The sequence below is a fragment of the Salinicola sp. NYA28a genome, assembly GCF_976982775.1.
In genome coordinates this window covers 1-21093 of the sequence record NZ_OZ334583.1, presented here as the reverse complement: position 1 = coordinate 21093, position 21093 = coordinate 1, and the positions used below count along the sequence as shown (strand labels likewise).

Annotated in this window: 25 protein-coding genes and 1 pseudogene; 8 read left to right on the top strand and 18 right to left on the bottom strand. The window is 59.4% G+C overall.

The genetic code is table 11. The annotated features are described in order from the left end of the window. Both ACWHY3_RS19370 and ACWHY3_RS19365 read right to left on the bottom strand, forming a co-directional pair. Positions 1 to 1551, bottom strand: a complete 1551-nt coding sequence (locus ACWHY3_RS19370; RefSeq protein WP_448128185.1) for a type IV secretion system DNA-binding domain-containing protein — start codon at positions 1549 to 1551, stop codon at positions 1 to 3. After that, a complete protein-coding gene (locus ACWHY3_RS19365; RefSeq protein ID WP_448128229.1) occupies positions 1544 to 1921 on the bottom strand; it encodes a hypothetical protein in 378 nt (125 codons plus the stop codon). The genes ACWHY3_RS19370 and ACWHY3_RS19365 overlap by 8 nt, the downstream gene beginning before the upstream one ends. A 445-nt stretch (positions 1922 to 2366) precedes the next feature. Here ACWHY3_RS19365 and ACWHY3_RS19360 point away from each other — a divergent pair, with 445 nt between their 5' ends. From ACWHY3_RS19360 to ACWHY3_RS19350, 3 genes are read left to right on the top strand one after another with little or no spacing between them, the layout of a single operon-like run. Beyond that, positions 2367 to 2810 (top strand): hypothetical protein, encoded by a 444-nt coding sequence (locus tag ACWHY3_RS19360; protein WP_448128228.1) that lies wholly within the window; start codon positions 2367 to 2369, stop codon positions 2808 to 2810. After that, the gene (stbB, locus tag ACWHY3_RS19355; protein ID WP_448128227.1) at positions 2803 to 3513 is read left to right on the top strand and encodes a StbB family protein; all 711 of its coding nucleotides are present in this window, start codon (positions 2803 to 2805) and stop codon (positions 3511 to 3513) included. The genes ACWHY3_RS19360 and stbB overlap by 8 nt, the downstream gene beginning before the upstream one ends. Positions 3514 to 3517: 4 nt before the next feature. Beyond that, positions 3518 to 3919 carry a hypothetical protein gene (locus ACWHY3_RS19350; protein WP_448128226.1) on the top strand — a complete coding sequence of 134 codons (402 nt, stop codon included), beginning with the start codon at positions 3518 to 3520 and terminating at the stop codon, positions 3917 to 3919. A 439-nt stretch (positions 3920 to 4358) separates the two neighbouring features. Here the strand turns inward: ACWHY3_RS19350 and ACWHY3_RS19345 are convergent, their stop codons facing one another. The 6 genes from ACWHY3_RS19345 to ACWHY3_RS19320 all read right to left on the bottom strand — a co-directional run bounded on the left by ACWHY3_RS19345 (position 4359) and on the right by ACWHY3_RS19320 (position 8404). Further along, positions 4359 to 4796 (bottom strand): hypothetical protein, encoded by a 438-nt coding sequence (locus tag ACWHY3_RS19345; protein WP_448128225.1) that lies wholly within the window; start codon positions 4794 to 4796, stop codon positions 4359 to 4361. A gap of 269 nt (positions 4797 to 5065) precedes the next feature. After that, complete coding sequence (locus ACWHY3_RS19340; protein ID WP_448128224.1) at positions 5066 to 5284, bottom strand: hypothetical protein; 219 nt, start codon at positions 5282 to 5284, stop codon at positions 5066 to 5068. 353 nt (positions 5285 to 5637) lie between these two features. Continuing rightward, positions 5638 to 6558, bottom strand: coding sequence for an ArdC family protein (locus tag ACWHY3_RS19335; RefSeq protein ID WP_448128223.1), 921 nt, complete (start codon positions 6556 to 6558; stop codon positions 5638 to 5640). Between the two features lie 702 nt (positions 6559 to 7260). Further along, positions 7261 to 7698: a hypothetical protein gene (locus ACWHY3_RS19330; protein WP_448128222.1), complete on the bottom strand. Its 438-nt coding sequence runs from the start codon at positions 7696 to 7698 to the stop codon at positions 7261 to 7263. A gap of 71 nt (positions 7699 to 7769) precedes the next feature. After that, complete coding sequence (locus ACWHY3_RS19325) at positions 7770 to 8222, bottom strand: thermonuclease family protein (RefSeq protein WP_448128221.1); 453 nt, start codon at positions 8220 to 8222, stop codon at positions 7770 to 7772. A gap of 20 nt (positions 8223 to 8242) precedes the next feature. Beyond that, complete coding sequence (locus tag ACWHY3_RS19320; RefSeq protein ID WP_448128220.1) at positions 8243 to 8404, bottom strand: hypothetical protein; 162 nt, start codon at positions 8402 to 8404, stop codon at positions 8243 to 8245. A 261-nt stretch (positions 8405 to 8665) separates the two neighbouring features. Between ACWHY3_RS19320 and ACWHY3_RS19315 the strand changes: the two genes are divergently transcribed. The 4 genes from ACWHY3_RS19315 to ACWHY3_RS19300 all read left to right on the top strand — a co-directional run bounded on the left by ACWHY3_RS19315 (position 8666) and on the right by ACWHY3_RS19300 (position 12714). After that, on the top strand, positions 8666 to 9595 hold the full coding sequence (locus ACWHY3_RS19315; RefSeq protein ID WP_228234024.1) for a chromate resistance protein ChrB domain-containing protein: 930 nt from the start codon (positions 8666 to 8668) through the stop codon (positions 9593 to 9595). 2 nt (positions 9596 to 9597) lie between these two features. Continuing rightward, positions 9598 to 11052, top strand: coding sequence for a chromate efflux transporter (chrA, locus tag ACWHY3_RS19310; protein ID WP_228234025.1), 1455 nt, complete (start codon positions 9598 to 9600; stop codon positions 11050 to 11052). Between the two features lie 90 nt (positions 11053 to 11142). Next, positions 11143 to 12069, top strand: coding sequence for a DUF1259 domain-containing protein (locus ACWHY3_RS19305; protein WP_228234026.1), 927 nt, complete (start codon positions 11143 to 11145; stop codon positions 12067 to 12069). A 516-nt stretch (positions 12070 to 12585) separates the two neighbouring features. Continuing rightward, on the top strand, positions 12586 to 12714 hold the full coding sequence (locus ACWHY3_RS19300) for a hypothetical protein (protein ID WP_448128219.1): 129 nt from the start codon (positions 12586 to 12588) through the stop codon (positions 12712 to 12714). Between the two features lie 131 nt (positions 12715 to 12845). Here the strand turns inward: ACWHY3_RS19300 and ACWHY3_RS19295 are convergent, their stop codons facing one another. The 8 genes from ACWHY3_RS19295 to ACWHY3_RS19260 form a co-directional block, all read right to left on the bottom strand. Next, positions 12846 to 13589, bottom strand: a complete 744-nt coding sequence (locus ACWHY3_RS19295) for a hypothetical protein (RefSeq protein WP_448128218.1) — start codon at positions 13587 to 13589, stop codon at positions 12846 to 12848. Beyond that, on the bottom strand, positions 13573 to 14016 hold the full coding sequence (locus ACWHY3_RS19290) for a hypothetical protein (protein ID WP_448128217.1): 444 nt from the start codon (positions 14014 to 14016) through the stop codon (positions 13573 to 13575). Before ACWHY3_RS19290 ends, ACWHY3_RS19295 begins: the two co-directional genes overlap by 17 nt. A gap of 138 nt (positions 14017 to 14154) precedes the next feature. After that, positions 14155 to 14646 (bottom strand): hypothetical protein, encoded by a 492-nt coding sequence (locus ACWHY3_RS19285; protein ID WP_448128216.1) that lies wholly within the window; start codon positions 14644 to 14646, stop codon positions 14155 to 14157. Then, the gene (locus ACWHY3_RS19280) at positions 14643 to 14936 is read right to left on the bottom strand and encodes a hypothetical protein (RefSeq protein WP_448128215.1); all 294 of its coding nucleotides are present in this window, start codon (positions 14934 to 14936) and stop codon (positions 14643 to 14645) included. Before ACWHY3_RS19280 ends, ACWHY3_RS19285 begins: the two co-directional genes overlap by 4 nt. A 265-nt stretch (positions 14937 to 15201) precedes the next feature. After that, entirely contained in the window at positions 15202 to 16479 is a 1278-nt protein-coding gene (locus ACWHY3_RS19275; RefSeq protein WP_448128214.1) for a Y-family DNA polymerase, read from the bottom strand. Beyond that, positions 16476 to 17258: a S24 family peptidase gene (locus tag ACWHY3_RS19270; RefSeq protein WP_448128213.1), complete on the bottom strand. Its 783-nt coding sequence runs from the start codon at positions 17256 to 17258 to the stop codon at positions 16476 to 16478. Before ACWHY3_RS19270 ends, ACWHY3_RS19275 begins: the two co-directional genes overlap by 4 nt. Before the next feature lie 58 nt (positions 17259 to 17316). After that, entirely contained in the window at positions 17317 to 17595 is a 279-nt protein-coding gene (locus ACWHY3_RS19265; protein ID WP_448128212.1) for a hypothetical protein, read from the bottom strand. Positions 17596 to 17682: 87 nt separating this feature from the next. Then, entirely contained in the window at positions 17683 to 17928 is a 246-nt protein-coding gene (locus ACWHY3_RS19260; protein WP_448128211.1) for a hypothetical protein, read from the bottom strand. 221 nt (positions 17929 to 18149) lie between these two features. Between ACWHY3_RS19260 and ACWHY3_RS19255 the strand changes: the two genes are divergently transcribed. Beyond that, entirely contained in the window at positions 18150 to 19202 is a 1053-nt protein-coding gene (locus tag ACWHY3_RS19255; protein WP_448128210.1) for a hypothetical protein, read from the top strand. Positions 19203 to 19660: 458 nt separating this feature from the next. Here the strand turns inward: ACWHY3_RS19255 and ACWHY3_RS19250 are convergent. Both ACWHY3_RS19250 and trfA read right to left on the bottom strand, forming a co-directional pair. Further along, positions 19661 to 19936 (bottom strand): annotated as a pseudogene (locus tag ACWHY3_RS19250) (transposase); the annotation flags it as partial. A gap of 296 nt (positions 19937 to 20232) precedes the next feature. Beyond that, on the bottom strand, positions 20233 to 21093 hold the full coding sequence (gene trfA / locus ACWHY3_RS19245; protein ID WP_448128209.1) for a plasmid replication initiator TrfA: 861 nt from the start codon (positions 21091 to 21093) through the stop codon (positions 20233 to 20235).

The window sequence follows — 21093 nt, the reverse complement described above, 5'->3', positions numbered from 1 at the left end:
CTATACCAACTCATTGGGAACGAAGGCCTCGACCTTGTTCTTCCGGGTGTAATTGACGTGCTCGAACTCGATCGGGGCGACGGGCAAGGAACCAGGAAAGGCCAGAAAGCCATGCAGGTCATCCAGCGCGGCTATCTGCGAGGGCATGACGACGTGCTCAGTCACCGTTTCCTTGTGGATGCTGGTAGACGGCAGACCGCCGAATGAACGAGTCGAACCCCGTTTCTCGCGCTTCACCTCGTGCTTGCCGAGCATGTCGGCCATCTGCTCGGCGGTGTCCGTGCCACCGCGACCGACACCCAGCGCAATCACGGTGCCCAGGTTGGAAAGCAGGGTGGTGGCCATCTTCTCGCCGTAGACCTCCTGGAGCTGGGAGAACGACTGGAAGCCGATCACGTTGCGAAGCCCCTTACGACGGCCGCGGGTGATGGCCTTCTGGATGGTGGGCAGCCTTCCCAGCGACTCGAGCTCGTCGAGGAAGGTCCAGATTCGGCGATTGCGGGAGTCCTCCATCGCAATGATCACGTCGAACAGGGTATCGACCCAGCAGGAGATGAGCGGGGTCATCGACTCCTTCATCTCTTCGTTCCAGGTGATGAAGAGGTTGCCACCGTTGGGATCATTGACCCAATCGACCAGCGAGAAATTGCCATCGGGCATCTTGAGATGGGGTGGGAGCTTGTTGGACAGGGTGAAACGCACGCTCCCGACCGCCTTCGAGTGACCTGAGAAGATCGCCGCCGCATGGGTGCCCTGGCAGAATTCGGCCAGCTCCTTGGAGTCCTTGAGGCAACACCAGTCGAACACTTCCTGCATCGACGGGTTGCGGCTTGTCGCGGCGACCTTCTTCGCCACCTCCCGGAACAAGGTACGACCGTAGTCATTCCATTCTTCACTGTCGCTACTGCGCGATATCTGAATCACAGATTTGGCATAGCGCTCGTAGTCGTAGTCATGACGAATCTCGTTGAAGAACTTCCAGCCGGCGGTCCTTGCATCGTAGGGATTGAGAATCGTATCGCCGGGACGATAGAAGGTTTCGACGAAAGTACCGTCACTATCCAGAATGATCTGGCGATCGCCACGGGACATGGCGCATAGCATCATCTCTTTGAGGATGGTCGATTTACCAGCACCGGTCCTACCACCAATCGCGAAGTGTGATGTCTCGCTTTTCGTCGGAACCGGCACTTTGGCGATCGTAATCTGATCCTTTTTTCGCTCTTTTGTCTTGCGCGATAATTCTCGCTGACTCCCCATCTTCGTGCCGCGATAGAACTTCTGAAATGGCGCCCCCTTGAAGACGGGTTTATACAAAATGGCTAGTGCGATATTCCCCGCGATAGCCAATACGAAAACCGTGATAGGGACACCCCAAAGCAGCCACCCTTCGGCGTAGAATTTGAACGTATATTGAATCAGCGGCACCAGCATTTGCTTGGCGTTCTCACGTGTCATATCGAAGCCAAAGATCGCAACGGCCAGCCATGACAGGCAGGGCAGCAGCAGCATCGTGAAGAACGCCACACCAACCCGTTGAGACTTATCCATCGTTTTCCTCCCGCTGCTTGAGATAGGTTTCCGACTCGAAGGGGACCATGCCGACCCGCTCGACTTCCCCCATGGCTTTCTGACGAACGTCCTGCTTGTACTGGAACCGCATCATCATCAGCATCTCGAGGACCGATGCCGCCACCCAATCGGGAACGCCGGGGGAGTCAACCTGGGCCGGGCCACTTTGGCCACCCTGGAGCGCTTCGAGGATGTCTTCGCGAAGATCATCCAAGCGGTGAGCGAGACCGCTATGCGGATCGTGATCGCCAAAGACCAGGTGGCGAACGTAGGCGGACACGTTGCCGCCGCTACGCGCCTCCAACTCGTCTTTTTCCGCTTGAGAACAGCGGACGCTGATAACTGGCATGTCCCTTCCTTTATGTATGACGCATGTATGACATCAAAACCCGCTTATAATAGGCTCTACAGGCCTATATGTCATACGCCGGTATGACATAGAAAACAAGCCATTTTGATTTTGCGCAGCAATATCAATGGCTTAGCGATGCGAAGCATTGCGTATGGTGTATCGCTCGTTAAGGATCAAACCTACCACCCCAATGGGCTCTTGCACCACGTGTTAAGGGCCTCTGGACCCTCTTGAAAGCGTTTTTTCAAAGGCTCCAGAGTGCGAAGCGCTCTGGTGAGTACAGGTAGGGTACGAACGAAGTACAACCAGGGTACACTAAGAGTACACAAAAAAAGCGAATCCAAGGGTTGAGGTACTGAAAGGGTACAGGTAGAGTACAGAACGAGGTCGCAAAGGAGAACGACGTGGACCTATCAGCCCTAGGCATCAGAGGTAAGCCCACATGCCACTCACCAACATCAAACCGCGAAGCGATTCGGCAGTCGTTCGCAATCTGCTCGACGACATTGAGCAGGCGATCGACAACGGTGCCTCGAGACAGGAAATCTACGAATCCATCAAGGCCGAGCATCAACTGACACTCAGCTTCAATGGGTTTTGCGTGGCCCTGAAACGAGCGCGTAAGAAACGGGATGCAAGTGGATCGCACGATCCACAAACTATTCAGCGAGAAACTGGATCGTACAATCCAAACAAGAAGGTTAGTGGAACGCACGATCCAGAAGCCGAAACGAACGATCCGACACCGGCCCCCTCTCCGGATGAGAAGCCGGCGGAAAAGAAAAAGGCAATGCCCATGAAAGGTGGCGCTTTCCGACCACCCAAGGGATTCAATGCCAACGAGTTCGACACAGACAAATACGGTAGGAGAAATGACGATGAGTAAGATTGCGCTTCTGAGCTACAGCGGCACCTGCGGAAAGACGATGACGGCCATGCATTTGTTTCTACCTCGCATGCCCGATGCGGTGTTTTATGCCATTGAAACCATCAACCTTTCCGCGGCCGATCTAGGCGCGAAGAATGTCCGCACGCTCAAGGGAAAAGATTTTGGCGAGCTGATCGAGGATCTGGTGCTGGAAGACGATGCAATCGTCGATGTCGGCGCCTCCAATATCGAGCCATTCATCGAAGCGATGTCTCGCTTCGCTGGTGCCGATGAAGAGATCGATCTTTATGTCATCCCGGTAACCCCGGAACAGAAAAGCTATCTCGAGGGCATCTCGACGGCTGCCGCATTGGCCGAGTTCGGTATTCCCAAGGAACGTATCGTTCTTTTGCCCAACCGGATCGAGGAAGACCCGGAAGCGGAAATCCCCGCCGCCTTCAATTTCGTGAAGCAGAAGAAGTGCGCAACGATCCACAAGGAAGCCTTCTTGTACGAGTCGGAGGTATTTGGTTATCTCAACCACCATAAGACGACCTTCCCCGAAGTCGTCGCCGACAACACGGATTACAAGGCCAAGGCCCGTGCGGCAGAATCCAAGGCCGACCGTACCAAGTATTCGCAGCTCCACCGCTGGCAGCGCCAGGCCATCCCGATCCACAACCATCTGGATATCGTTTATCAGACCATCATGAAGGGGTAACCCGATGAGCGACGACTATCAGCCACCTGTCGGGCGCAAGCCGCCCGACAAGTACGACATCCTCATGGACTGGTTCCTGGCTGACGCGAAAGAGATTCTGGATCGCCTCGCCGGGCAACAGCAGTTGACCGATGAGGGCCGTCAGGCCCTCGTCGCGGTGGTCGACGACCTAAAGACCTTGTTGTCAGAGATACGCACCGAGTCGATCGAGGCTCAGCGTGATATCCAGCGCTTAGTGAAATCAGCGGAAGACACGTTGGCCAAGGCAAGCCGTGCCGGGGTCAGCGATATCGAAGCCAGGCTTCGCCAGGGCACCACGCGCATTGCGGTGACCGCCGCAATCGCCGGCGGCGCCGGCGCGGCGGTCGGTGGTGTGATCGTCGCGTTGGTGATGCCACTGCTCTGATGCCCCCCGGTTTGCGTCGGCCGCCCTCGAGGCGGCCTTTTTTTTGCCCGCGTAGCGGGCAGCAAGCGGCGCGCGCAGCGCCGGAGGCGCGTAGGGCAACCGAAGGGCGCAACGGCGCAGCCGTGGAGGGCAAGCGGAGCGCGCAGGGCCGGAGGCCCGGAGAGGACAAGGGGGCGTTACCCGAATGGCCGAGACGCGCGGTTTTTGGCGCGGCTCGGTGAGCGCAGCGAATAGCACCCGGTGCCGGCGCAGCCGGCATGGCCTGGAAGGGGTTGGGTATCAGGGTGGCGAGTGCGCCGTCAGACACTGGCTGCCCGACGACCGGCCATGCTGGCCAACGGCAAAAGCCCGGCGGCAGCCGGGCAAGGGGTGGGCCGCGAAGCGGCCAGGTGTGGCACCGCCAAGCGGTGGGCCGCCATCGGAGATGACGGCTGGGGTTTCATTCCTGCGCCTCGTGGATCTCGTCGAGCGTGTCGCGGTACTCGCGTGACGCTGCAACGAGAGAAGCAGGATCAAGACCATAGCCCCGCCGCGTGGCTGCCTCGATCAAGGGTTGTCGATCCTCGTCGTGATCGAGCCTGTCGAGCCAGTACAGCAGCGACTCGAGGACGCGTTGATGATAGATCTCGTAATACTGACCACAGCCACGCATGGCCGCCGCTTCCACCTCTTCGATCAACCTCCCCGGTGTGATCCAGCAGCCCCGGCGTAGATCGCGGGGGTTCTGGATGTACTGCGGCCCCGGCGGTGTCGGGCGCTTGCGAAGCAAGACGCCAGACGAGCGGCGCCGGTGCTCGGCCGTCAATAAGCGTTGACGAACACGTCGCTCGTCGCAATCCATGTCAGGATCGACGATGTAGCCCGACGCGCTGGCCACCTTGGCCAACTTCTCGACATCGGCGCGCTATAGATCGTTGACCGCGAAGTTTCGGCCATCGCTTGGATAATGTGAATATATTAGAACACTTAAAAGCTATCGAATCCCACGAAAAAGGCCCGCCGTAGTGGCGGGCCTTTATAGGTCTGGCGCTTAGTGCTGCTTGCGATCTTGTCGCCGGGAGTAGCGCCACGCTGAGAACACGAACGAGCCCGTAAAAATGAGCAAGGTCGCGCCCATTACTGCGACTGACATCGCATTGTCCATCGTCACTCTCCCCTGTCCTCGGGTTTCCCTGATTGTAGCATGGCCGTACCGTAAGCCGATCCCACGATGAGCACCAGCCCGCACAGCAGTCCCAGAACCCCGGCCCAGCCTCCAAACTGCTCGGAGATGAAGGCCCCCACGAAAGAACCACCGGCAATGATGTTGCCAATGCTGGTCGATGCCTGTAGCACCTCGCGGCGGAATCTGACCCAACGGTTCACGTCTCGGCTCATCGCTGGCCCCCATGTTTGAGGTGTTGCATATCGAGTCTCCTTTGCAGTGGAATCGAGGCGGATGCCGCCGCCCCGAGGGTTCCCATTATCGGCCATCGCCCGGATAATGTCAATACATTAGAACACTTGACGGCAAATGTCGTTCTATTACTGGCGGCGCGCTCTCGAGTGCCTAGCTATCCGGCACTTGGCTGCGTGTACGCTTGGGGCATGCCTGACGGTGAAGTCAGCCAGCGCGGTGAGCTGATAGCTCACCCGCTCGCCAGCCGCGTCGACGGCGGTGTGAATCGTATTCCCTCGATAGTCGAAGCTGTAGAACATGAAGCCTCCACCGGGGCCGCTTACGCGGCCGCCGTCTGTTGTAGGTGGGTGTCGAGGCGCTGCAAGATCCAGTCCGTGGCTTTCTGGGCCTGAGCGGCCGCCTTGAATATGGCGCGCTTGTCGGCCTTGAGAACGGACAGCCAGCCATCGATGTAGGCCGCGTGGTTGTCGAGCTGACGCGGCAAGCCTAGATGAGCGCAGACGAAAAGCGCACCTTGCTCGGCGACCATCTCTTCGAACGCGTAAGCGCCGCGCCTCACGTCCGTTTCATAGGGTTTGCGGTCGCAACGGTCGCGGTGCTTGGTGGCGTGGACCAGCTCATGCGCATAGACGGCGTAATAGTCCTCGCTGACCGGGAAGCGGTCACGCTCCGGCATCGTGATGGAGTCATCGGACGGACGATAGAACGGTGTCACGCCACCATGCGACAGCGGCACGCCGCTGGCTTCGATCAGGTGATCGCCGATTTCAACAGGCGTGAAGTCGTAGCGGGGCCGCTCGACATCGCGCAGGTGGTCCACGTCATCGATCTGGTCGAGGTTGAACAGGGTGAAGCTGCGCATCATCGGGACCGTTTCGGTGACGGCCTCGCCGTTGTCATCGGTTTGATCGGTCTCTTTCTCGAGCGTCTTGTAGAAAATGGCCAGCGTACCTTTTTCGCCCTTGCGCACACTGCCGCCGGCATCCTTGGCTTGCTTGAAGGTCATCCAGCGTGGAGAGGTGAAGCCGCGACGGTGCTGCTCGATCCAAAGGTTGATGATATTCACGCCGTTGTAGACGTTGCCGCTCGAGGCGTTGTTGGGGATCGCCGGAACGCCGGTGGTGTCCTGCTCCGGGGACCAGGGCACGACGCCCTGCTCGAGCATGTCAACGATGCGGTCGGTGATTTCCTGACAGATGTCGCGCTGGACGCGGGCCTTGCTCTGTTTCTTCGCTGCCATGATGAGTCTCCTTTGCTCTCGATCCGAGGCGGATGCCGCCGCCTCCTGATGGTTCCCATTATCGGCCATCGCCCGGATAATGTCAATACATTAGAACACTTCTAAGCGATCTTTTTGCCTCGGCCCGGTGGCGTCCAGGGGATGGCGCGCGCGCCGCGCCGGACATGCTTTGATGGGTGAGGTCGGTTGCGGGAAGAAAGGGGTAGGGGAGCCCCGAAGGGGCGACAGCCTCGTTCCTGACTCGAGCGCACGCCCTGGCGACGTGACATGCTTCGACGGTTTCGGCCTGGCTGCGGTAGCCCGACCGCTGCCCGCGCCGGCGCCGCGGTCCAGGGGTCGTGGAATAATGGAGGGGACCCGCGCAGCGGGGAGGAAACCGTTATGCCGCGAAAGCCCCTTGACCGTCATAGGCGCCAAGTGGGCGAGGTTCCAGGGCATCCGCACCAGGGAAACCGGCTGAGTCACGCCATGGCGATCGGGGCAGCAACCGCCGCCGCAGGCGGCAGGAGAAGCGCCGCAGGCGCGCAGGCAACCGAAGGGCGCAACGGCGCAGCCGTGGAGGGCAAGCGGCGCGCGCAGGGCCGAAGGCCCGGAGAGACAAGGGATCGTGACCCGAAGGGCCGAGACGCGCCGGCAGTTGGGCGCGGCTCGGGGAGCGAAGCGAGTAGAGCCCGACCCCGAAGGGGGTGGCGACTGTTATTTTCAGCTCAGTTCGCCGAGTGCGGTACAGCGAGCGGTGTTCAGCGCCATCTGCAACTTGTGCAGCTCTAGCTCAGACAGGTTATCCGGGTTCTCGTCCTGATAGCGTTTCAGCGCGATCTCGGCCGTCTCCGTGCCCACGTAGACCAACCGGAAGCCGTACCGCCCTAGCTGCCGGATTCGTTCGGCATTGAGGATCGATAATTCAGTGCCTTGCTGTCGTTCGAGATCCATCGCCCCCCGCAGTTTGCGAGTCTCTTGCGGGTACGTCCCCATCAGTGCGGCAGCACCGTGCAGCGCGTTATCAGGCAATTCGCCGAGCGAGGCCGCGTAGGGCGACGCCGCAATGATGGCGCGCAGGCCTTCGATGTCCCCATCGGCGAAGTGGCCGGACAGCGCCAGGGCCAACTGCTCGTGATACTCCAGGTGTTGCTTGTCCATGTTGATACCTATCGATCAAGTGCCAGGGTTGGAAGGCTGGCCCAGCCGGGCCAGCCCGTAAAGGGTCTCGCTCAGAAACCGCACCAGTGCCGTCGGCGTTCCAGCCAGGCCTGTCGACCCGGCTTCCACTCCAGGGCAAGTCCTTCCTCCATCAGCATCTGACCAGCGTCCCGGCCATCCAGCTTGAGGTGGATCAGGGGTCGGTCGTATTTGTCGATCTCGCCGGTATCGACGAACTCCACGTCGCCCGCGTCACGCATCATCGCCTTGAGCCTTGCGGTGGCCTCCTGGCCTTTCTCGAGCTCATGATCGCACCGGGGCTTATAGGTTTCGGGGGCATCGATACCCACGAAGCGCAGTCGTTGGCCTGCGATCTTGAGCGTATCGCCATCGACTACCTGGGGAACGACCCCCACCAGGTCAGGGACGGGGATCTGTGCCATCGCCGGGGCCGACAGGCCAGCGAACAGCGAAAGGCCGACAAGGGCGGCGGTGAAACGGTGGGCGGTTATCGAAAATCGCATGGGTCATCCTGTGTCGGGCGCTACTCCTGATAGCGCGGGGTGATGTCATGAACGTGGCCGATGATGCGCCACCCGGCGGCGGCGGTAGAGCGCCGCACTGGACGTCCAGCTTTCTTGTCGAGGTGTTCGGTCAGACGCCGCTGGGCGGCACGTTCAAAGGCTTTCAGCTCGTCGTCGTTCATGGGTTTCCGATGATGGCCCGGTCAGGCCATCAGTCTACGGGGCCGCTGTCGCCAAGTCAGTCCGAAGCGTTGGCCGCCTGAATCTCGTCAGGGGTTAACCAGGTCGAGCGATCGCGGGGGCGTACCAATTTGGGGTATCCGGATTAACTGGTTGATTTCGCCAAGAGCAGTGAAGCGACAAGATAGAGCCGTCATCGGAAGATCTGGTTTACATAGAGACATAAGTAGTGCTTGCTACAAGGTTGTAGTAGTCTCTACACTATGTCATGGTTATTGTTGATTCTGTCTCTCCCCACCGAGAACGCGACGGTGCGTATGCGAGCCTGGCGTTCCATCAAGGCATGGGGCGCGGCTTCGCTCCGCGACGGCGTCTATCTGCTGCCAGCCCGCCCTGATCATGTCGAGAAGTTGGAGGCAGTAGCTCACGACGTCCGTGAGGCCGGGGGCATCGCCCATGTGCTACCCACTGACGGCCCAGAAGCCCATGAATTCCCCACCCTGTTCAATCGCTCGGACGACTATGGGGCGTTGCACTCGGCAATCGCAGAACTACGGGCAACACTGGTGCCAGAATCGGCAATGGAGGTCATGAAGGAGACGCGCAAACTGCGCAAACGCTTTATACGATTGTCACAGATTGACTTTTTTCCAGGCGCTGCACGTGATCGGGTCGACCGAGCGTTACAGGAACTGGAAACTGACGCCAATCGGGTTATGTCGCCAGATGAACCACTACCTGCTGCAGGCTCTATCGCTCTGCTCGAACGTGCCGATTACCAGGGCAGGATCTGGGCAACGCGTCATCGGCCCTGGGTGGACCGCCTGGCCAGCGCTTGGTTAATTAAGCGATTCATCGATCCCAAAGCGCGCTTTCTGTGGTTGGGTTCTCCAGACGACTGCCCCGAGGAGGCGCTGGGCTTCGATTTCGACGGGGCTACCTTCACTCACGTGGCTGACAAGGTCACCTTCGAGACGTTGCTGGCGAGTTTTGACCTGCGCACGGTGGCGCTGCAACGGATCGGGGAGCTGGTGCACTACCTCGATGTGGGCGGCCATCAGCCACCCGAGGCCGCGGGGGTTGAGTGCGTATTGATGGGCCTCCGCGAGTCCCACAGCGATGATGACCAGCTATTGCTGGCTGCCAGCGCGGTATTCGACAGCCTCTACACAAGCTACACAAAGGAGAATTAACCATGCCGGAGTCCTCCCGTTCGACCCCCTCACCCGACAGGCCCCATCAAGACACTGCCGTGTCCTCGGATGGCAACCTCAACGAATTCGGCCACCAGATTTCGTTCGGGGAAGCCGTGCGTGTGTGGCTTCGGATCGCAATCCTGAGTTTCGGTGGTCCGGCCGGCCAGATCGCCGTCATGCACCGTATTCTGGTGGATGAAAAGCGTTGGGTCAGTGAAAGCCGGTTTCTGCATGCCCTGAACTACTGCATGGTACTGCCGGGGCCGGAAGCCCAGCAGTTGGCGACCTATATCGGCTGGCTGCTGCATGGTGTCAAGGGCGGCCTGGTGGCCGGCAGTCTGTTTGTGCTGCCGGGATTCCTGAGCATCCTGGTATTGAGTGTGCTCTATGCCGGCTTTCAGGAAGCGACGCTGGTGCAGGCGCTGTTTTTCGGCATCAAAGCCGCGGTGCTGGCGATCGTGATACAGGCCGTTATCCGAATCGGCAAACGCGCACTCAAGAATGCCTATATGTACGCATTGGCGGCCGCTGCCTTCATCGCGATCTTCTTGTTTGCCGTGCCCTTTCCGCTGGTGATCCTGACTGCCGCGCTGATCGGTCTACTGGGGCGACATGTGGACCCTGAGCGTTTCGTGGTCATCAAGGGCCATGACACGCCCGAGGATGCCGGACGGGCCATCGATGCCATGATGGATGGTGGCACCGCACACCATACCCGAGCAACGCGCAAACGAGCGCTCAAGGTGCTCGCGGTCTGGTTGCCGCTGTGGTTCACACCGCTCGTTGTCCTGGCTGTGACGCTGGGCTATGACGATGTCTTCACCCAGATCGGGCTTTTCTTCAGCAAGTTGGCGGTCCTCACCTTCGGTGGTGCTTACTCGGTGTTGGCTTACATGGCTCAGGAGGCCGTGCAGAATTACGGCTGGCTTGCACCTGGCGAAATGTTGGATGGCCTGGGCATGGCGGAGACCACGCCCGGCCCGCTGATCCAGGTGGTACAGTTTGTGGGCTTCATGGGCGCCTTCCGGGACTCCGGACCACTCGATCCCTTCACGGCGGGTATTCTTGCGTCAGTTCTGGCGACCTGGGTTACCTTTATTCCCTGTTTCCTGTGGATCTTCCTGGGCGCGCCCTACGTAGAAAAGCTGCGCGGGAATCAGGCAGTGAGCGCGGCGCTGTCGGCGGTAACCGCCGCCGTCGTGGGCGTCATGCTGAACCTGGCTATCTGGTTCGCCGTACACGTCGCCTTCGGTGAGGTGGATACGGTTCGGACCTTTGGCATGCAGCTGCTGGTGCCGACATGGGGCAGTGTTCAGATCGCCAGTGTCGTGTTGGCCTTGGGCGCTTTTATCGCCATGCTGCGCTTCAAGGTGGGCATGTTGCCGGTGATTTTCGTCAGTGCGCTGCTGGGTATTGTTTACTACCTCCTATTTGGAGGCGCTCCGATCCTGTAAGCGGCAAGCCGAAGAGGTCAGTATCCGGCTCGTCAATTTGAACCACCAACAACGTGGACGACCCCCCAAGTTGAACAATGGAGAACAGTTATGAGAAACCATCCGCTCAAGATACTCATCATTGCGTACGCCCTACTGGTGCAAGCACCCATGGCCATCGCGGATGCCTCCAGTGGCCTCGATCCTGACGTCGTTAGCAAAGCTGCGGGCACACCGGTGACGGTCAAACCTGACGGTGTCGTACGCATCGGCTGGCAACGCGACGACGTGCCCGTCATGGTAGACGGGGTGACGCTCCCGACGCCAGCTGGCCTGGGCAGCTGGGCTGCCTTCAAGTCAGTACCGGATGGTGGCGTGATGCTGATGGGAGACACGGTGGTGTTCGAGGATGAAATCACCCCCGCCATGGACGCTGCTTTCGCCCATGGCCTGGAAATCACTGCTCTGCACAACCATTTCGTGTTCGACCGTCCGCCTGTTTACTTTATGCACATTGGCGGCCATGGGCAGAGCGTCGAAAAGCTTGCCCAAGGCGTCAAGGCCATGTGGGACGCCATCAAGGCAGTGCGCAAGGAGCACCCCGCCCCTGTGGAACGCTTTCCTGGAAGTTCGCCCGAAATCACCGGGGAGTATGACACAGAGTCATTGGAAGCCATTTTGGGTGCCGAAGGCAGTCTCAATGGTCAGGTGCTGAAATTTACCTTTGGACGCAAAGGTACGATGCACGGAACAGAATTTGGCGCATCGATGGGGCTGGCCACGTGGGCGGCCTTCACGGGGAATGAGGACCAAACCGTCGTCGACGGGGATTTCGCCATGACCGCGAAGGAAGTCCAGCCTGTGATGCATGCCCTACGCCGCGCCGGCATCCATATCGTCGCCCTGCATAACCACATGGTGGGCGAAACGCCGCCTTATTATTTCCTACACTACTGGGGCAATGGCGATCCTGAGAAACTGGCAAAAGGGATTCGTTCCGCGCTGGACACCCAGAAAAACTCCAACACTAAACATTAACAGGGCATGACGTCGATTTCGAATGCCGAAGCTACCCGACAATATTCTTCATCTTCCCGAATATCGCGTAAAACACTTCTAGGCGATCTTTTTGCCTCGATTTGGTGGCGTCCAGGGGATGGCGCGCGCGCCGCGCCGGACATGCTTTGATGGGTGAGGTCGGTTGCGGGAAGAAAGGGGTAGGGGAGCCCCGAAGGGGCGACAGCCTCGTTCCTGACTCGAGCGCACGCCCTGGCGACGTGACATGCTTCGACGGTTTCGGCCTGGCTGCGGTAGCCCGACCGCTGCCCGCGCCGGCGCCGCGGTCCAGGGGTCGTGGAATAATGGAGGGGACCCGCGCAGCGGGGAGGAAACCGTTATGCCGCGAAAGCCCCTTGACCGTCATAGGCGCCAAGTGGGCGAGGTTCCAGGGCATCCGCACCAGGGAAACCGGCTGAGTCACGCCATGGCGATCGGGGCAGCAACCGCCGCCGCAGGCGGCAGGAGAAGCGCCGCAGGCGCGCAGGGGTTGGGTTATTGGCCCACTTCGACGACATGCATCGCGGGGCGAAACTGGTCGAATTCGGCAAGCGCTTCATGCGGTGTCGCGCCAGGGAAGACATGGCCATGTCGATCGATGACGACCCAACCAGTGCCTTCGACTGATTCAATGCCGGCACGCCTCAGCAGGCCGACTTCACGCAGTGGCCAGCGGTCCCCGGCGAACTCCCAAACAAGAAGCGAGTCGACGACTCGAGGTTGCGACTGTAGGCAGTAAATCGTGCGATTGTTCGACATCACTCATCACCACCAATCAAGCAACCACGCTCGCGCAACAGACTGGCCATGGTTTCGTGGTCTTCGCGCTTCACCCACACCAACGCCTGGTGGCGTCCTCGGTTAGACCGATCGTGGATGCGCTGATCGGCACGCCGGCGAATTCTTCGGGCGAGCTCCATCGTGATGCCGTCCGTCTCGGCGGCAACCTCGACCGGCAACAGGCCGTCGACGAGCATGCGCTCAGCGATCTTGTACGTCTGCGGCTCCCACCGGTCGAATTGGTCACGCAGCGCCTCCCACTCGGCCGCGGTGTAGCGCGGCTGTCGGAGTTTCAAGCGGCCCGCCGGCGCACCGCCTTTGCCGGGGGGCGGGGTTTCCCGCCCCAGAACAGCGTGATGCTCGAGCAGCAAATCGATGATCTCGTCACGCCGGGCCGTCGGTAGCCAGATTGGCAGGGGCAACAGGGTCTCATCGCCCTGTTCCTGGAGAACGGCCAGGAGGTTCTTGTAAGCAGCATTGGCTTGCTGCCTCGAGATACCATGAAGCCTTCCCGCTTCGGAGATGTTGCGACCGGCCACCATCGATTCGTACAGCGCGCCAACCTGCTTATCCGACATATCCTGAAAAAGCGGGGTGAGACGGCGCCACTCCAAGTCGGTGAGCAACTTGTTTTTGATAGCCATTCGGATGTGTGATCCTTTGAAGATGTTAACGGTATAAGCACCGCCGAACACTGGCGAGACCTCAGTCGAGACGATCATATTCGACCTCGCTCAGCGCGACACGGCGCATGATGTCCTGGTGGGGAAGGGTGGCCACCCCCTGGAATCGCCAGTGGCGACGGCCCAGCCGGGCATAGATCCTCGTGACGTTGCCCACGATGGCATCCTCGAGCACGAACGATTCCCCACAAGCTCGCGCCTCGGTCGCAGATGAACTCTGCCAGTTGATACCCCTGGCGCCGGCGTGTTCGTATTCCTCGGCAGCAATGGGAACCGGTGCCGTGGTCAGGGCCAATGCCTGCTGTTCGATGAATTCGTCTTCGGTGCCAACGACCGCGGTGGGGCGAACGATGCGAATACGGGCCAGCGTGTCGCCGCTACCGGCCGCGACGATCGCGCCTGTGTCGTTACGCTGAGCGTAGTCGATGGCCATCGGCTCGCCGGGTACGTAGATAACCTGGTTCATGCTGTTCTCCTTTGCTGTGGTAGCCAGGAGGCGGATGCCGCCGCCGCTTGGCTGGAAGAAACCTTGTTCAATGGAATGACGGTCTGGGTTACTCGTTACCCATGGCCAGCATGTGGGCACGAATGATGTCCCGACAAATCAGGGGACGTTCGCAGGTGCGAAGGTGCGCATCGAATACGGACACCTTGCCGCCTTCCTCTTCGACCATTTCTCGCAACAGACGGATCTCGTTCTCGGTGGCTTCGTAGTGCTGAGACTCCACAATGCGCACAGCGGCCAGATGGCGCCGTTCAATCCCTCGAAGTCCACGGTTTCGAGTTTGTCGAGCTCGTCTTCGAAAGCACCGAGGACACCAAACTCGGTTGCGGACGATTTGAACCGCTCGATGGCGTCCTCCCCCGGCGCGTTGAAAAGATCATCGATCTGCTGCGCCACGGGTTCCAGGTATCGCTTGGCTGTCCAGGATCGAGCAACTGCCATGAAGACGATGAGCAGGGTGAAGATCCATGACAACGCAATTTCATCGGCTATCACCAGGGCGAGACACACTAGAAGGCAGACGCCGGAGAGCTTTAGCCCGTGGCGGTGAATGAAAAGCGCGACCTTGAAGCGGGGGTCGTGGATGTTCATCGAAAAGTCCAGTTGAGGAAGCGAGAGCGCAACGTAGGAACGATGTCGACGCCCTCGGATGTCATGCGTGAATTGAGATAGACCCGCGCCGGTGTCGAGCTATTGCCGATGACCGTTGACGCGCGGCCCTGAGAGCCTGTCGACGTTGTACCACCATAGACCCGCGGGGTGGAGACGATAGGCGCTGAGGTGGTGTAGCCGCCCGGCGTATAGACCGGGCCGGATGAACACCCGGTCAGCAGGGTAAAGCCCAAGATGGCAGCGATAGCGGTCAGTCGATGGGAAGTCATGGGTATCTCCTTTGCGGTTGAGCACGGATGCCGCCGTGCGATGGTGTCAGTATGGGGGATCGATCTCCCAATGTCAATACATTAGAACACTTCTAGGCGATCTTTATGCACCGCCACGGTGGCGTCCAGGGGTTGGCGCGCGCGCCGCGCCGGACATGCTTTGATGGGTGAGGTCGGTTGCGGGAAGAAAGGGGTAGGGGAGCCCCGTAGGGGCGAAAGCCTCGGATCGTGACCCGAAGGGCCGAGACGCAGGGTGGCGCAGTAGTCATGCCCGCGCCGAAGGCAATTCGTCCCATCGCGTCGTGTAACGGGGGGATCGATTATCACAGCGAAGGTGCCAAGCAGCGCTGGGGGCGGCACCGCCGAATCGCACGGTGCCACGGCCCATGCGGGCATTAAGCTGGTCGACGACAGCCATCAGCTTCTCTCCCTTAGCCCGGTCGGCGTCGCTCTGAGGAGAGTCAAACAGAGAAATCTGTTGGCGCTCCTGATCAATCAGGTCCAGCAGCATGCAACCAGCTTTGACGTAGGCGTGACGTGGCAGGTAGAGACGATCGAGCAGACCCGCCGCCGCGGCCACGATGTCGCGGCTGTCGCTGCTGGGCCGGGGCAACTCGATCGCCAGGCTAGGGTTGTGTTGAGGTAGGTCCGGTCGGTGGGGGTTCGTCCGAAGGAAGACCATCACGGCACGGCAAAGTGACCCTTGTTGCCGCAGTTTTTCGGCACCCCGTTGTGCATGATGCCGGATGGCTTCACGGATCTCTCCGGGGTTGGCGGTCGGACGGCCGAAAGCTCGCGATGTCATGATCCGCTGTTTCTGGACATCCATGCCCAGCATCTCGATCGCTGGCCGGCCCTGGAGCTCGAGGACAGTCCGCTCGAGCGTTACGCTGAATCGCCGGCGCAGCGAGCGCGCATCCTGATTGCGAAGATCCCACGCCGTATGCAGACCCATCGCCGCGAGGCGTTGCGACAGCCTTCCGCCGATACCCCACACGTCATCCAGCGGGAAGCGTTGCAGAAGCCCCTTGATCTGCGGCGAGCCGGGATAGAGTACGCAAACCCCGTCATAGCCAGGCACCTTTTTCGCAGCACGATTAGCCACCTTGGCCAGTGTCCGCGTAGGGGCGATTCCCACGGCTACGGGGATGCCCGTGTAGCGTTTCACGCGTGAGCGAAGATCCCGCGCGTGGTCCTCGAGCTGCCCCTTGGCGAAGCCATCGAAGCTGACCCACGACTCATCGATCGAATACGGTTCGATGCCGGCGCTGTTGTCAGCCAATACCGTCTGGACCCGGTGCGAGAAATCGCCGTACAGCTCGTAATTGCTCGACATCAGATGGGCTCTGCCCGAACGGACCAGTTCACGAAGCTCGAAGGCAGGAGTTCCCATCTTCACCCCCATGGCCTTGAGCTCCGGTGTCATCGCGATGACACAGCCGTCGTTGTTGCTTAAGCACCCAATGGCAGCGGTTGCCAGGTCAGGCCGGAAGACGCGTTCGACCGAGGCGTAGAAGGAGTTGCAGTCAACGATCCCGATCATACTGTCAGCTCCCGGTGAACCGAACTAACGACGCCCCATATCGTGCCGTCGACATCACTCATCGGAATTGGTGGGTAGCGGTTGCCCCCCGATACCAGCCAGTCACGATCCCGGTGTCGATGCCAGGCCTTAACGACGATCTCGCCGTCGACCACAGCAACAACGACATGGCCAGGTGACGGCAGTATCGAGCGATCTATCAGAAGAAGACAGGGGTCAGGCACGGCGTACTCGAGCATGCTGTCGCCGGCGGCGTCCATGAAAAATGACGAAGCAGGGTTATCGATGAAATGAGCGTTCAAGTCGAAATCACCGTTGTCCAGCTCATCCATCCGATCACGCCCTAGTCGGGCATGTGTGGATCGCACTATGCCCAGAATGCAGGTCTCCCCAAGGCGCTCGAGATTCAGCGGCGGCACTCGATCCTTTACTCCCGCATGTCCCGGCCCAAAGGTTCGATGCTGCCAGTGACGAACCTGGACCTCGCCGTCGACCACCGACACGACCACGTGGCCAGGGCGCGGGGCAACACTTCGATCGACCAAAAGCACGCAGGGTGGCACCAAGCTGAGTTCGGGCCTGTGCTCGCCCGTGAAAGGCACGAAACAGGAAGCGCTTGGCCGCTTGACGAATCGCTCGTTGAGATCCAGCGCCCGAGCCGCGTAGTCCTCAGCAGGAGATGGAAAGCCCGCTAAGCCTGCTCTGGTGAACCCTTCGGCGTGTGGGAGAGACAATCGAACCGGCCAGCGGGCCGGCTCGATGGGTCGATAAGTAAGCATGTCGACACCGCCAGATAGCTGTACATTCGTACAGTATCGAACAACACCGAGGCTGCTATCAATCCAATTTTGGGTGAATGCCTGGCGCGAACGCGCTGTTGACCTGTCGATACAGCGCGTTGGTGTCTGATTCCGCGGTCAGAAGTCGTTGAACGGCCGCGTCGCTCAAGCCGCTATCCTGAATGTGAGCGAGTTCGATGAGCACCTTGGCATCTCGCCACGGGCTTTCGAAATCGAAGGGATTCTCGACGACATCGGGGAGCGCGCCTCGCATCTCGCGCAGACACTGCTCGACGCGACCCACAATCGTTTGCTCAAGCGGGTTTTTTAGAGTCATGACTTACTGATCCTCGCTTCTGTTGGTGGGGCAGGCATGGAACCTTCTTCGGTGTTTGGCTTGATACTCTTGGTCTCAATGCCGCTACTACTGATCGATGGTCACGACCCATGCAGGCTCTTGTTGCTGATCGATGATGCTTTGCACCAATCCAAGCGCGAAGCCATCACCAGTGAAGGCCTGGCAATTGACCAGACCGTCATCAACCGGCACCACCTCATCGAGGCCGAGCTGGTAATCGCGAGACTCTCGCCGATACAACATCAGTGCCTCCTGTGGGGAGTGGTGGACGACTATAGCGGCGTCACCGATCTGGTAAGCGTTGAGCGCCATGTTGGCTCCTAATGGGTGAGGGCTGGGCGCTACCATCCTTGGGTGGATATTCAAGAGTCGATGTTGGCCATTGAAGAAGCAGGCTCCGCATCAAAGGTCATAGCTTATCTCCTGCCATACTAGAGCAGGTAGCGAACACAAGTAAATATATTAGAACCTATCAACCTTGCAATGGCATCATTCTGACGCCATATTGACATCTCAACCCAAGGAGTAGCTATATGGCCCGTCTTAGTATCCGATCAGCGCCCGACGATCTGCCAACCAGGCTCGATAGCTTGGCCGAGAGTCATCACCGCAGCCGTGAAGGAGAGATGCTGCACGCGCTTGTTGAGTACGTTGACCGGAACGAATCGGTCAGTCATCAGGAATCGGCTGCCTTACATTACCAGAAGACGCTTTCACAACGACTGACCGGGGCTCTCGACCAGGTGAAATCCCTTCGCGGCTTTTCGGAGTGGTCCGCAGGCATGATCGCCGAGCGCAATGGCGAAAACGATCCTCAAGCCTACATTGCAGGTTTCGCTGGGGAAGGGTCCCTCAGCTTTCATCAGCTCGACGCCATAGCAGAGACAATCGGAGTCGCCCCGGCGTGGCTCAAGCACGGAACCGGAACACCGTGGCCAACCACCGAGGTACGTTTGCAGGGCGATCTGGACGCCAAGCTCGATCAAATGCTTCAAGGCCGACATGACCGCCCGCTCAGAGCCCTTCACCTTCTTCGTGGCGATGACGCTACGGGGGCTCTCTACCTCATCAAGGAATTCCACGATTCTCCCGCCGTGGAATGCTTCTCCACTCCGCACCACGTCAGCGAAGACATCGGCGCCGGCGGAGAAGGGGATCTGACCGAGGTTTTCGAATGGCTCCGCAAACTGTACTCACGCACTAGCGCACCGGCCATTATCAGCTATCTCATGCCATCGGGACTGCGAGAAGCCTGGCGCAACGGGACGATGCACCCCCTGAAAGCCGCGGAAAGGGCATCTCGCTCGACCTGGTGGCAGGATGTGTGGGACCCAACATCGCTTGATCGGGGAGAGTGTTGGGAGGGACAACACGACCTGACTCGTCGAATATTCCGCGCGACTGCCTCAAAAAACGTGGGCCGCCGTGTTCCCTGGTTGGTGCGCGCTGAGCCAACGGCTCATGAGCAAGAGATGTGCGATTGGTGGGGTGGCCTAACCCGAGAGGACCAAAAGCACCTTCTCGACGGAGATAACAATACAGGCCGGGTGGAAGATGCATGGCGTCACCATAGGGCGCAGCGATAGTGGCAAACTCAGGCGCGTCATAAAAGATCCCATTCCGTAGGAAAGCCCCACCCGCTGGGGCTTGGCCATTCACAGACCCTACCTTGGTAACCCCGGAAACACTCAGCCCAACCGTACCTTGATAACCCCCCATTAGCCGCATTGGACAGCCACAACCCTAAGTGTACCTTGATAACCCCCGCCCAAATCGTCTCTGCGCTGCGAAACGAGGAACCCGGTGGGTGGGCCTTGGGTTGATGGGCGAAGCCCATGCAGCGAGCTTGCGAGCGGTAACAGGAGCATTTCACCCTTGCGCGCCTCCCCTACCTCATTTGGGCGCCGCTTATCACCAGCATCTCCCACCGTTCTGCTGACAGGGGTTTACCTGAATTCCCCATGGCGCTTGGTATCCTACTGGCGCTGAAAGTTAGGTGCCCTGGCGCGAAGGGAGGAACGACCGAGCTGAACAGGGCAAGTGCGCTTGCGCATGCATTTTTTAGTATCGCTTTCTCCCGCTCCAGCCGGTTGATGCGGCTCTCGAGTTCCTGGATTCGCTGCTGCTCGGGCGTCAGCGCTTTTGACTTTGGCGTGACACCACCGCGCTCTGCCCGGAGCTGATCTATCCAGCGTCTCAGAGGCGTTTCGCCGACATCGACGGCGCGAGCGGCTTGAGCCGCGGAGTAGCTCTGGTCAAGTACGAGCCCGGCGGCTTCCCGCTTGAACTCGGTGGAGAATGAACGACGTTTTCTGGCCATGGATCACCTCTACTTTGGTGGCGACGATACCACCTAAATGGGTGTCCGGTTTTAGTGAACCACTACAACATCGGTTCAAAAACGGTTCTATACGGTTCAAAAACGGTTCGCTAAATTTTCGGGGCTGAAAAAGGGTATATTTTTCAAGGCCATAAGCTGTGGATATGCGGTTTCGGCGCACCTTGATAACCCCTTTCGCGTACCTTGATAACCCCCCAAGCGCACCTTGATAACCCCTTTTGCGTACCTTGATAACCCCCCAAGCGCACCTTGATAACCCCCTTTTTTCCACAGCCTCAGAGCCTGCCACGGGTGTCTACGACCAGCTTGTCGCAGTCGGTCAGGTGCCAGGTCCACCCAGTGACTTCGGCAACGCTTTCCATGGCCGCCTTGAGACTTTGCCGGTAGCGGCGGAGTGAGGTCGTTGCGGAGCCGCAGAGAGACCGCAGCGTTTCCACTTTAGTGGGGTACGCGCGATCGTGTGTTGAATAGTAGGAGTGCAGCCATTGAGCCAGCGGCTGCTTGGATAGCCGGGCGCGATGAGCGAGTTGAAGTTGTGACCAGCGATTGGTCTGGAACAGAGAGGCGATGCGGGAGTTGATACGGACAGATATAGCGCTCGTATCTTTGTCACGCCACTGTTCGAAAACCAGGGCGCCATCGTAAACCATGTCCCTATCCTCGATCGTTACAACGACGCTGTTGAGCCGACGAATCGTGTCGGCGAGAGACTGCCGACTGAGGCTGCCTGTCGATCGTGACAGGCGATGCAACATGGTCTTCACGGGAATGCTGATCACTGTATGTCCCTGCTCAGCGCCCAAGCGGATCAGCTCGAGCCAAACATCTAGATCTTTTTGGTAGAGCTGAGGCCCGGTCTGCCGGATCGTGACACTGGAAACGCTGGCCACCTTCTCATCATCCAGCATCCGCCGTTTGCCAGGCTTATTGCTGGTGAAGATCGCCGATCGCAAGATCGAGTCCGGGGCGCCTCGCGCACCATGGGCCAACATTTCGAGAGGGAGCGATAGTTGGTTGCCGTCGTCTTGCGTATCTTCATGGCTGATGTCATCACCTGGTGCGGCTGCTTGCTTGGCTTTGGCAGCCGCGGCCCGTTGTTCCCACCGCTTTATGGTCGACATTGGATCGCTGCTCAT

Excerpts from the sequence above, each read along its gene's own strand:
- ACWHY3_RS19370 (WP_448128185.1), bottom strand. The coding sequence starts at position 1,551 with ATGGATAAGTCTCAACGGGTTGGTGTGGCGTTCTTCACGATGCTGCTG.
- ACWHY3_RS19365 (WP_448128229.1), bottom strand. The coding sequence starts at position 1,921 with ATGCCAGTTATCAGCGTCCGCTGTTCTCAAGCGGAAAAAGACGAGTTG.
- ACWHY3_RS19360 (WP_448128228.1), top strand. The coding sequence starts at position 2,367 with ATGCCACTCACCAACATCAAACCGCGAAGCGATTCGGCAGTCGTTCGC.
- stbB (WP_448128227.1), top strand. The coding sequence starts at position 2,803 with ATGAGTAAGATTGCGCTTCTGAGCTACAGCGGCACCTGCGGAAAGACG.
- ACWHY3_RS19350 (WP_448128226.1), top strand. The coding sequence starts at position 3,518 with ATGAGCGACGACTATCAGCCACCTGTCGGGCGCAAGCCGCCCGACAAG.
- ACWHY3_RS19335 (WP_448128223.1), bottom strand. The coding sequence starts at position 6,558 with ATGGCAGCGAAGAAACAGAGCAAGGCCCGCGTCCAGCGCGACATCTGT.
- ACWHY3_RS19330 (WP_448128222.1), bottom strand. The coding sequence starts at position 7,698 with ATGGACAAGCAACACCTGGAGTATCACGAGCAGTTGGCCCTGGCGCTG.
- ACWHY3_RS19325 (WP_448128221.1), bottom strand. The coding sequence starts at position 8,222 with ATGCGATTTTCGATAACCGCCCACCGTTTCACCGCCGCCCTTGTCGGC.
- ACWHY3_RS19320 (WP_448128220.1), bottom strand. The coding sequence starts at position 8,404 with ATGAACGACGACGAGCTGAAAGCCTTTGAACGTGCCGCCCAGCGGCGT.
- ACWHY3_RS19315 (WP_228234024.1), top strand. The coding sequence starts at position 8,666 with ATGTCATGGTTATTGTTGATTCTGTCTCTCCCCACCGAGAACGCGACG.
- chrA (WP_228234025.1), top strand. The coding sequence starts at position 9,598 with ATGCCGGAGTCCTCCCGTTCGACCCCCTCACCCGACAGGCCCCATCAA.
- ACWHY3_RS19305 (WP_228234026.1), top strand. The coding sequence starts at position 11,143 with ATGAGAAACCATCCGCTCAAGATACTCATCATTGCGTACGCCCTACTG.
- ACWHY3_RS19295 (WP_448128218.1), bottom strand. The coding sequence starts at position 13,589 with ATGATCGTCTCGACTGAGGTCTCGCCAGTGTTCGGCGGTGCTTATACC.
- ACWHY3_RS19290 (WP_448128217.1), bottom strand. The coding sequence starts at position 14,016 with ATGAACCAGGTTATCTACGTACCCGGCGAGCCGATGGCCATCGACTAC.
- ACWHY3_RS19285 (WP_448128216.1), bottom strand. The coding sequence starts at position 14,646 with ATGAACATCCACGACCCCCGCTTCAAGGTCGCGCTTTTCATTCACCGC.
- ACWHY3_RS19280 (WP_448128215.1), bottom strand. The coding sequence starts at position 14,936 with ATGACTTCCCATCGACTGACCGCTATCGCTGCCATCTTGGGCTTTACC.
- ACWHY3_RS19275 (WP_448128214.1), bottom strand. The coding sequence starts at position 16,479 with ATGATCGGGATCGTTGACTGCAACTCCTTCTACGCCTCGGTCGAACGC.
- ACWHY3_RS19270 (WP_448128213.1), bottom strand. The coding sequence starts at position 17,258 with ATGCTTACTTATCGACCCATCGAGCCGGCCCGCTGGCCGGTTCGATTG.
- ACWHY3_RS19265 (WP_448128212.1), bottom strand. The coding sequence starts at position 17,595 with ATGACTCTAAAAAACCCGCTTGAGCAAACGATTGTGGGTCGCGTCGAG.
- ACWHY3_RS19260 (WP_448128211.1), bottom strand. The coding sequence starts at position 17,928 with ATGGCGCTCAACGCTTACCAGATCGGTGACGCCGCTATAGTCGTCCAC.
- ACWHY3_RS19255 (WP_448128210.1), top strand. The coding sequence starts at position 18,150 with ATGGCCCGTCTTAGTATCCGATCAGCGCCCGACGATCTGCCAACCAGG.
- trfA (WP_448128209.1), bottom strand. The coding sequence starts at position 21,093 with ATGAGCAGCGATCCAATGTCGACCATAAAGCGGTGGGAACAACGGGCC.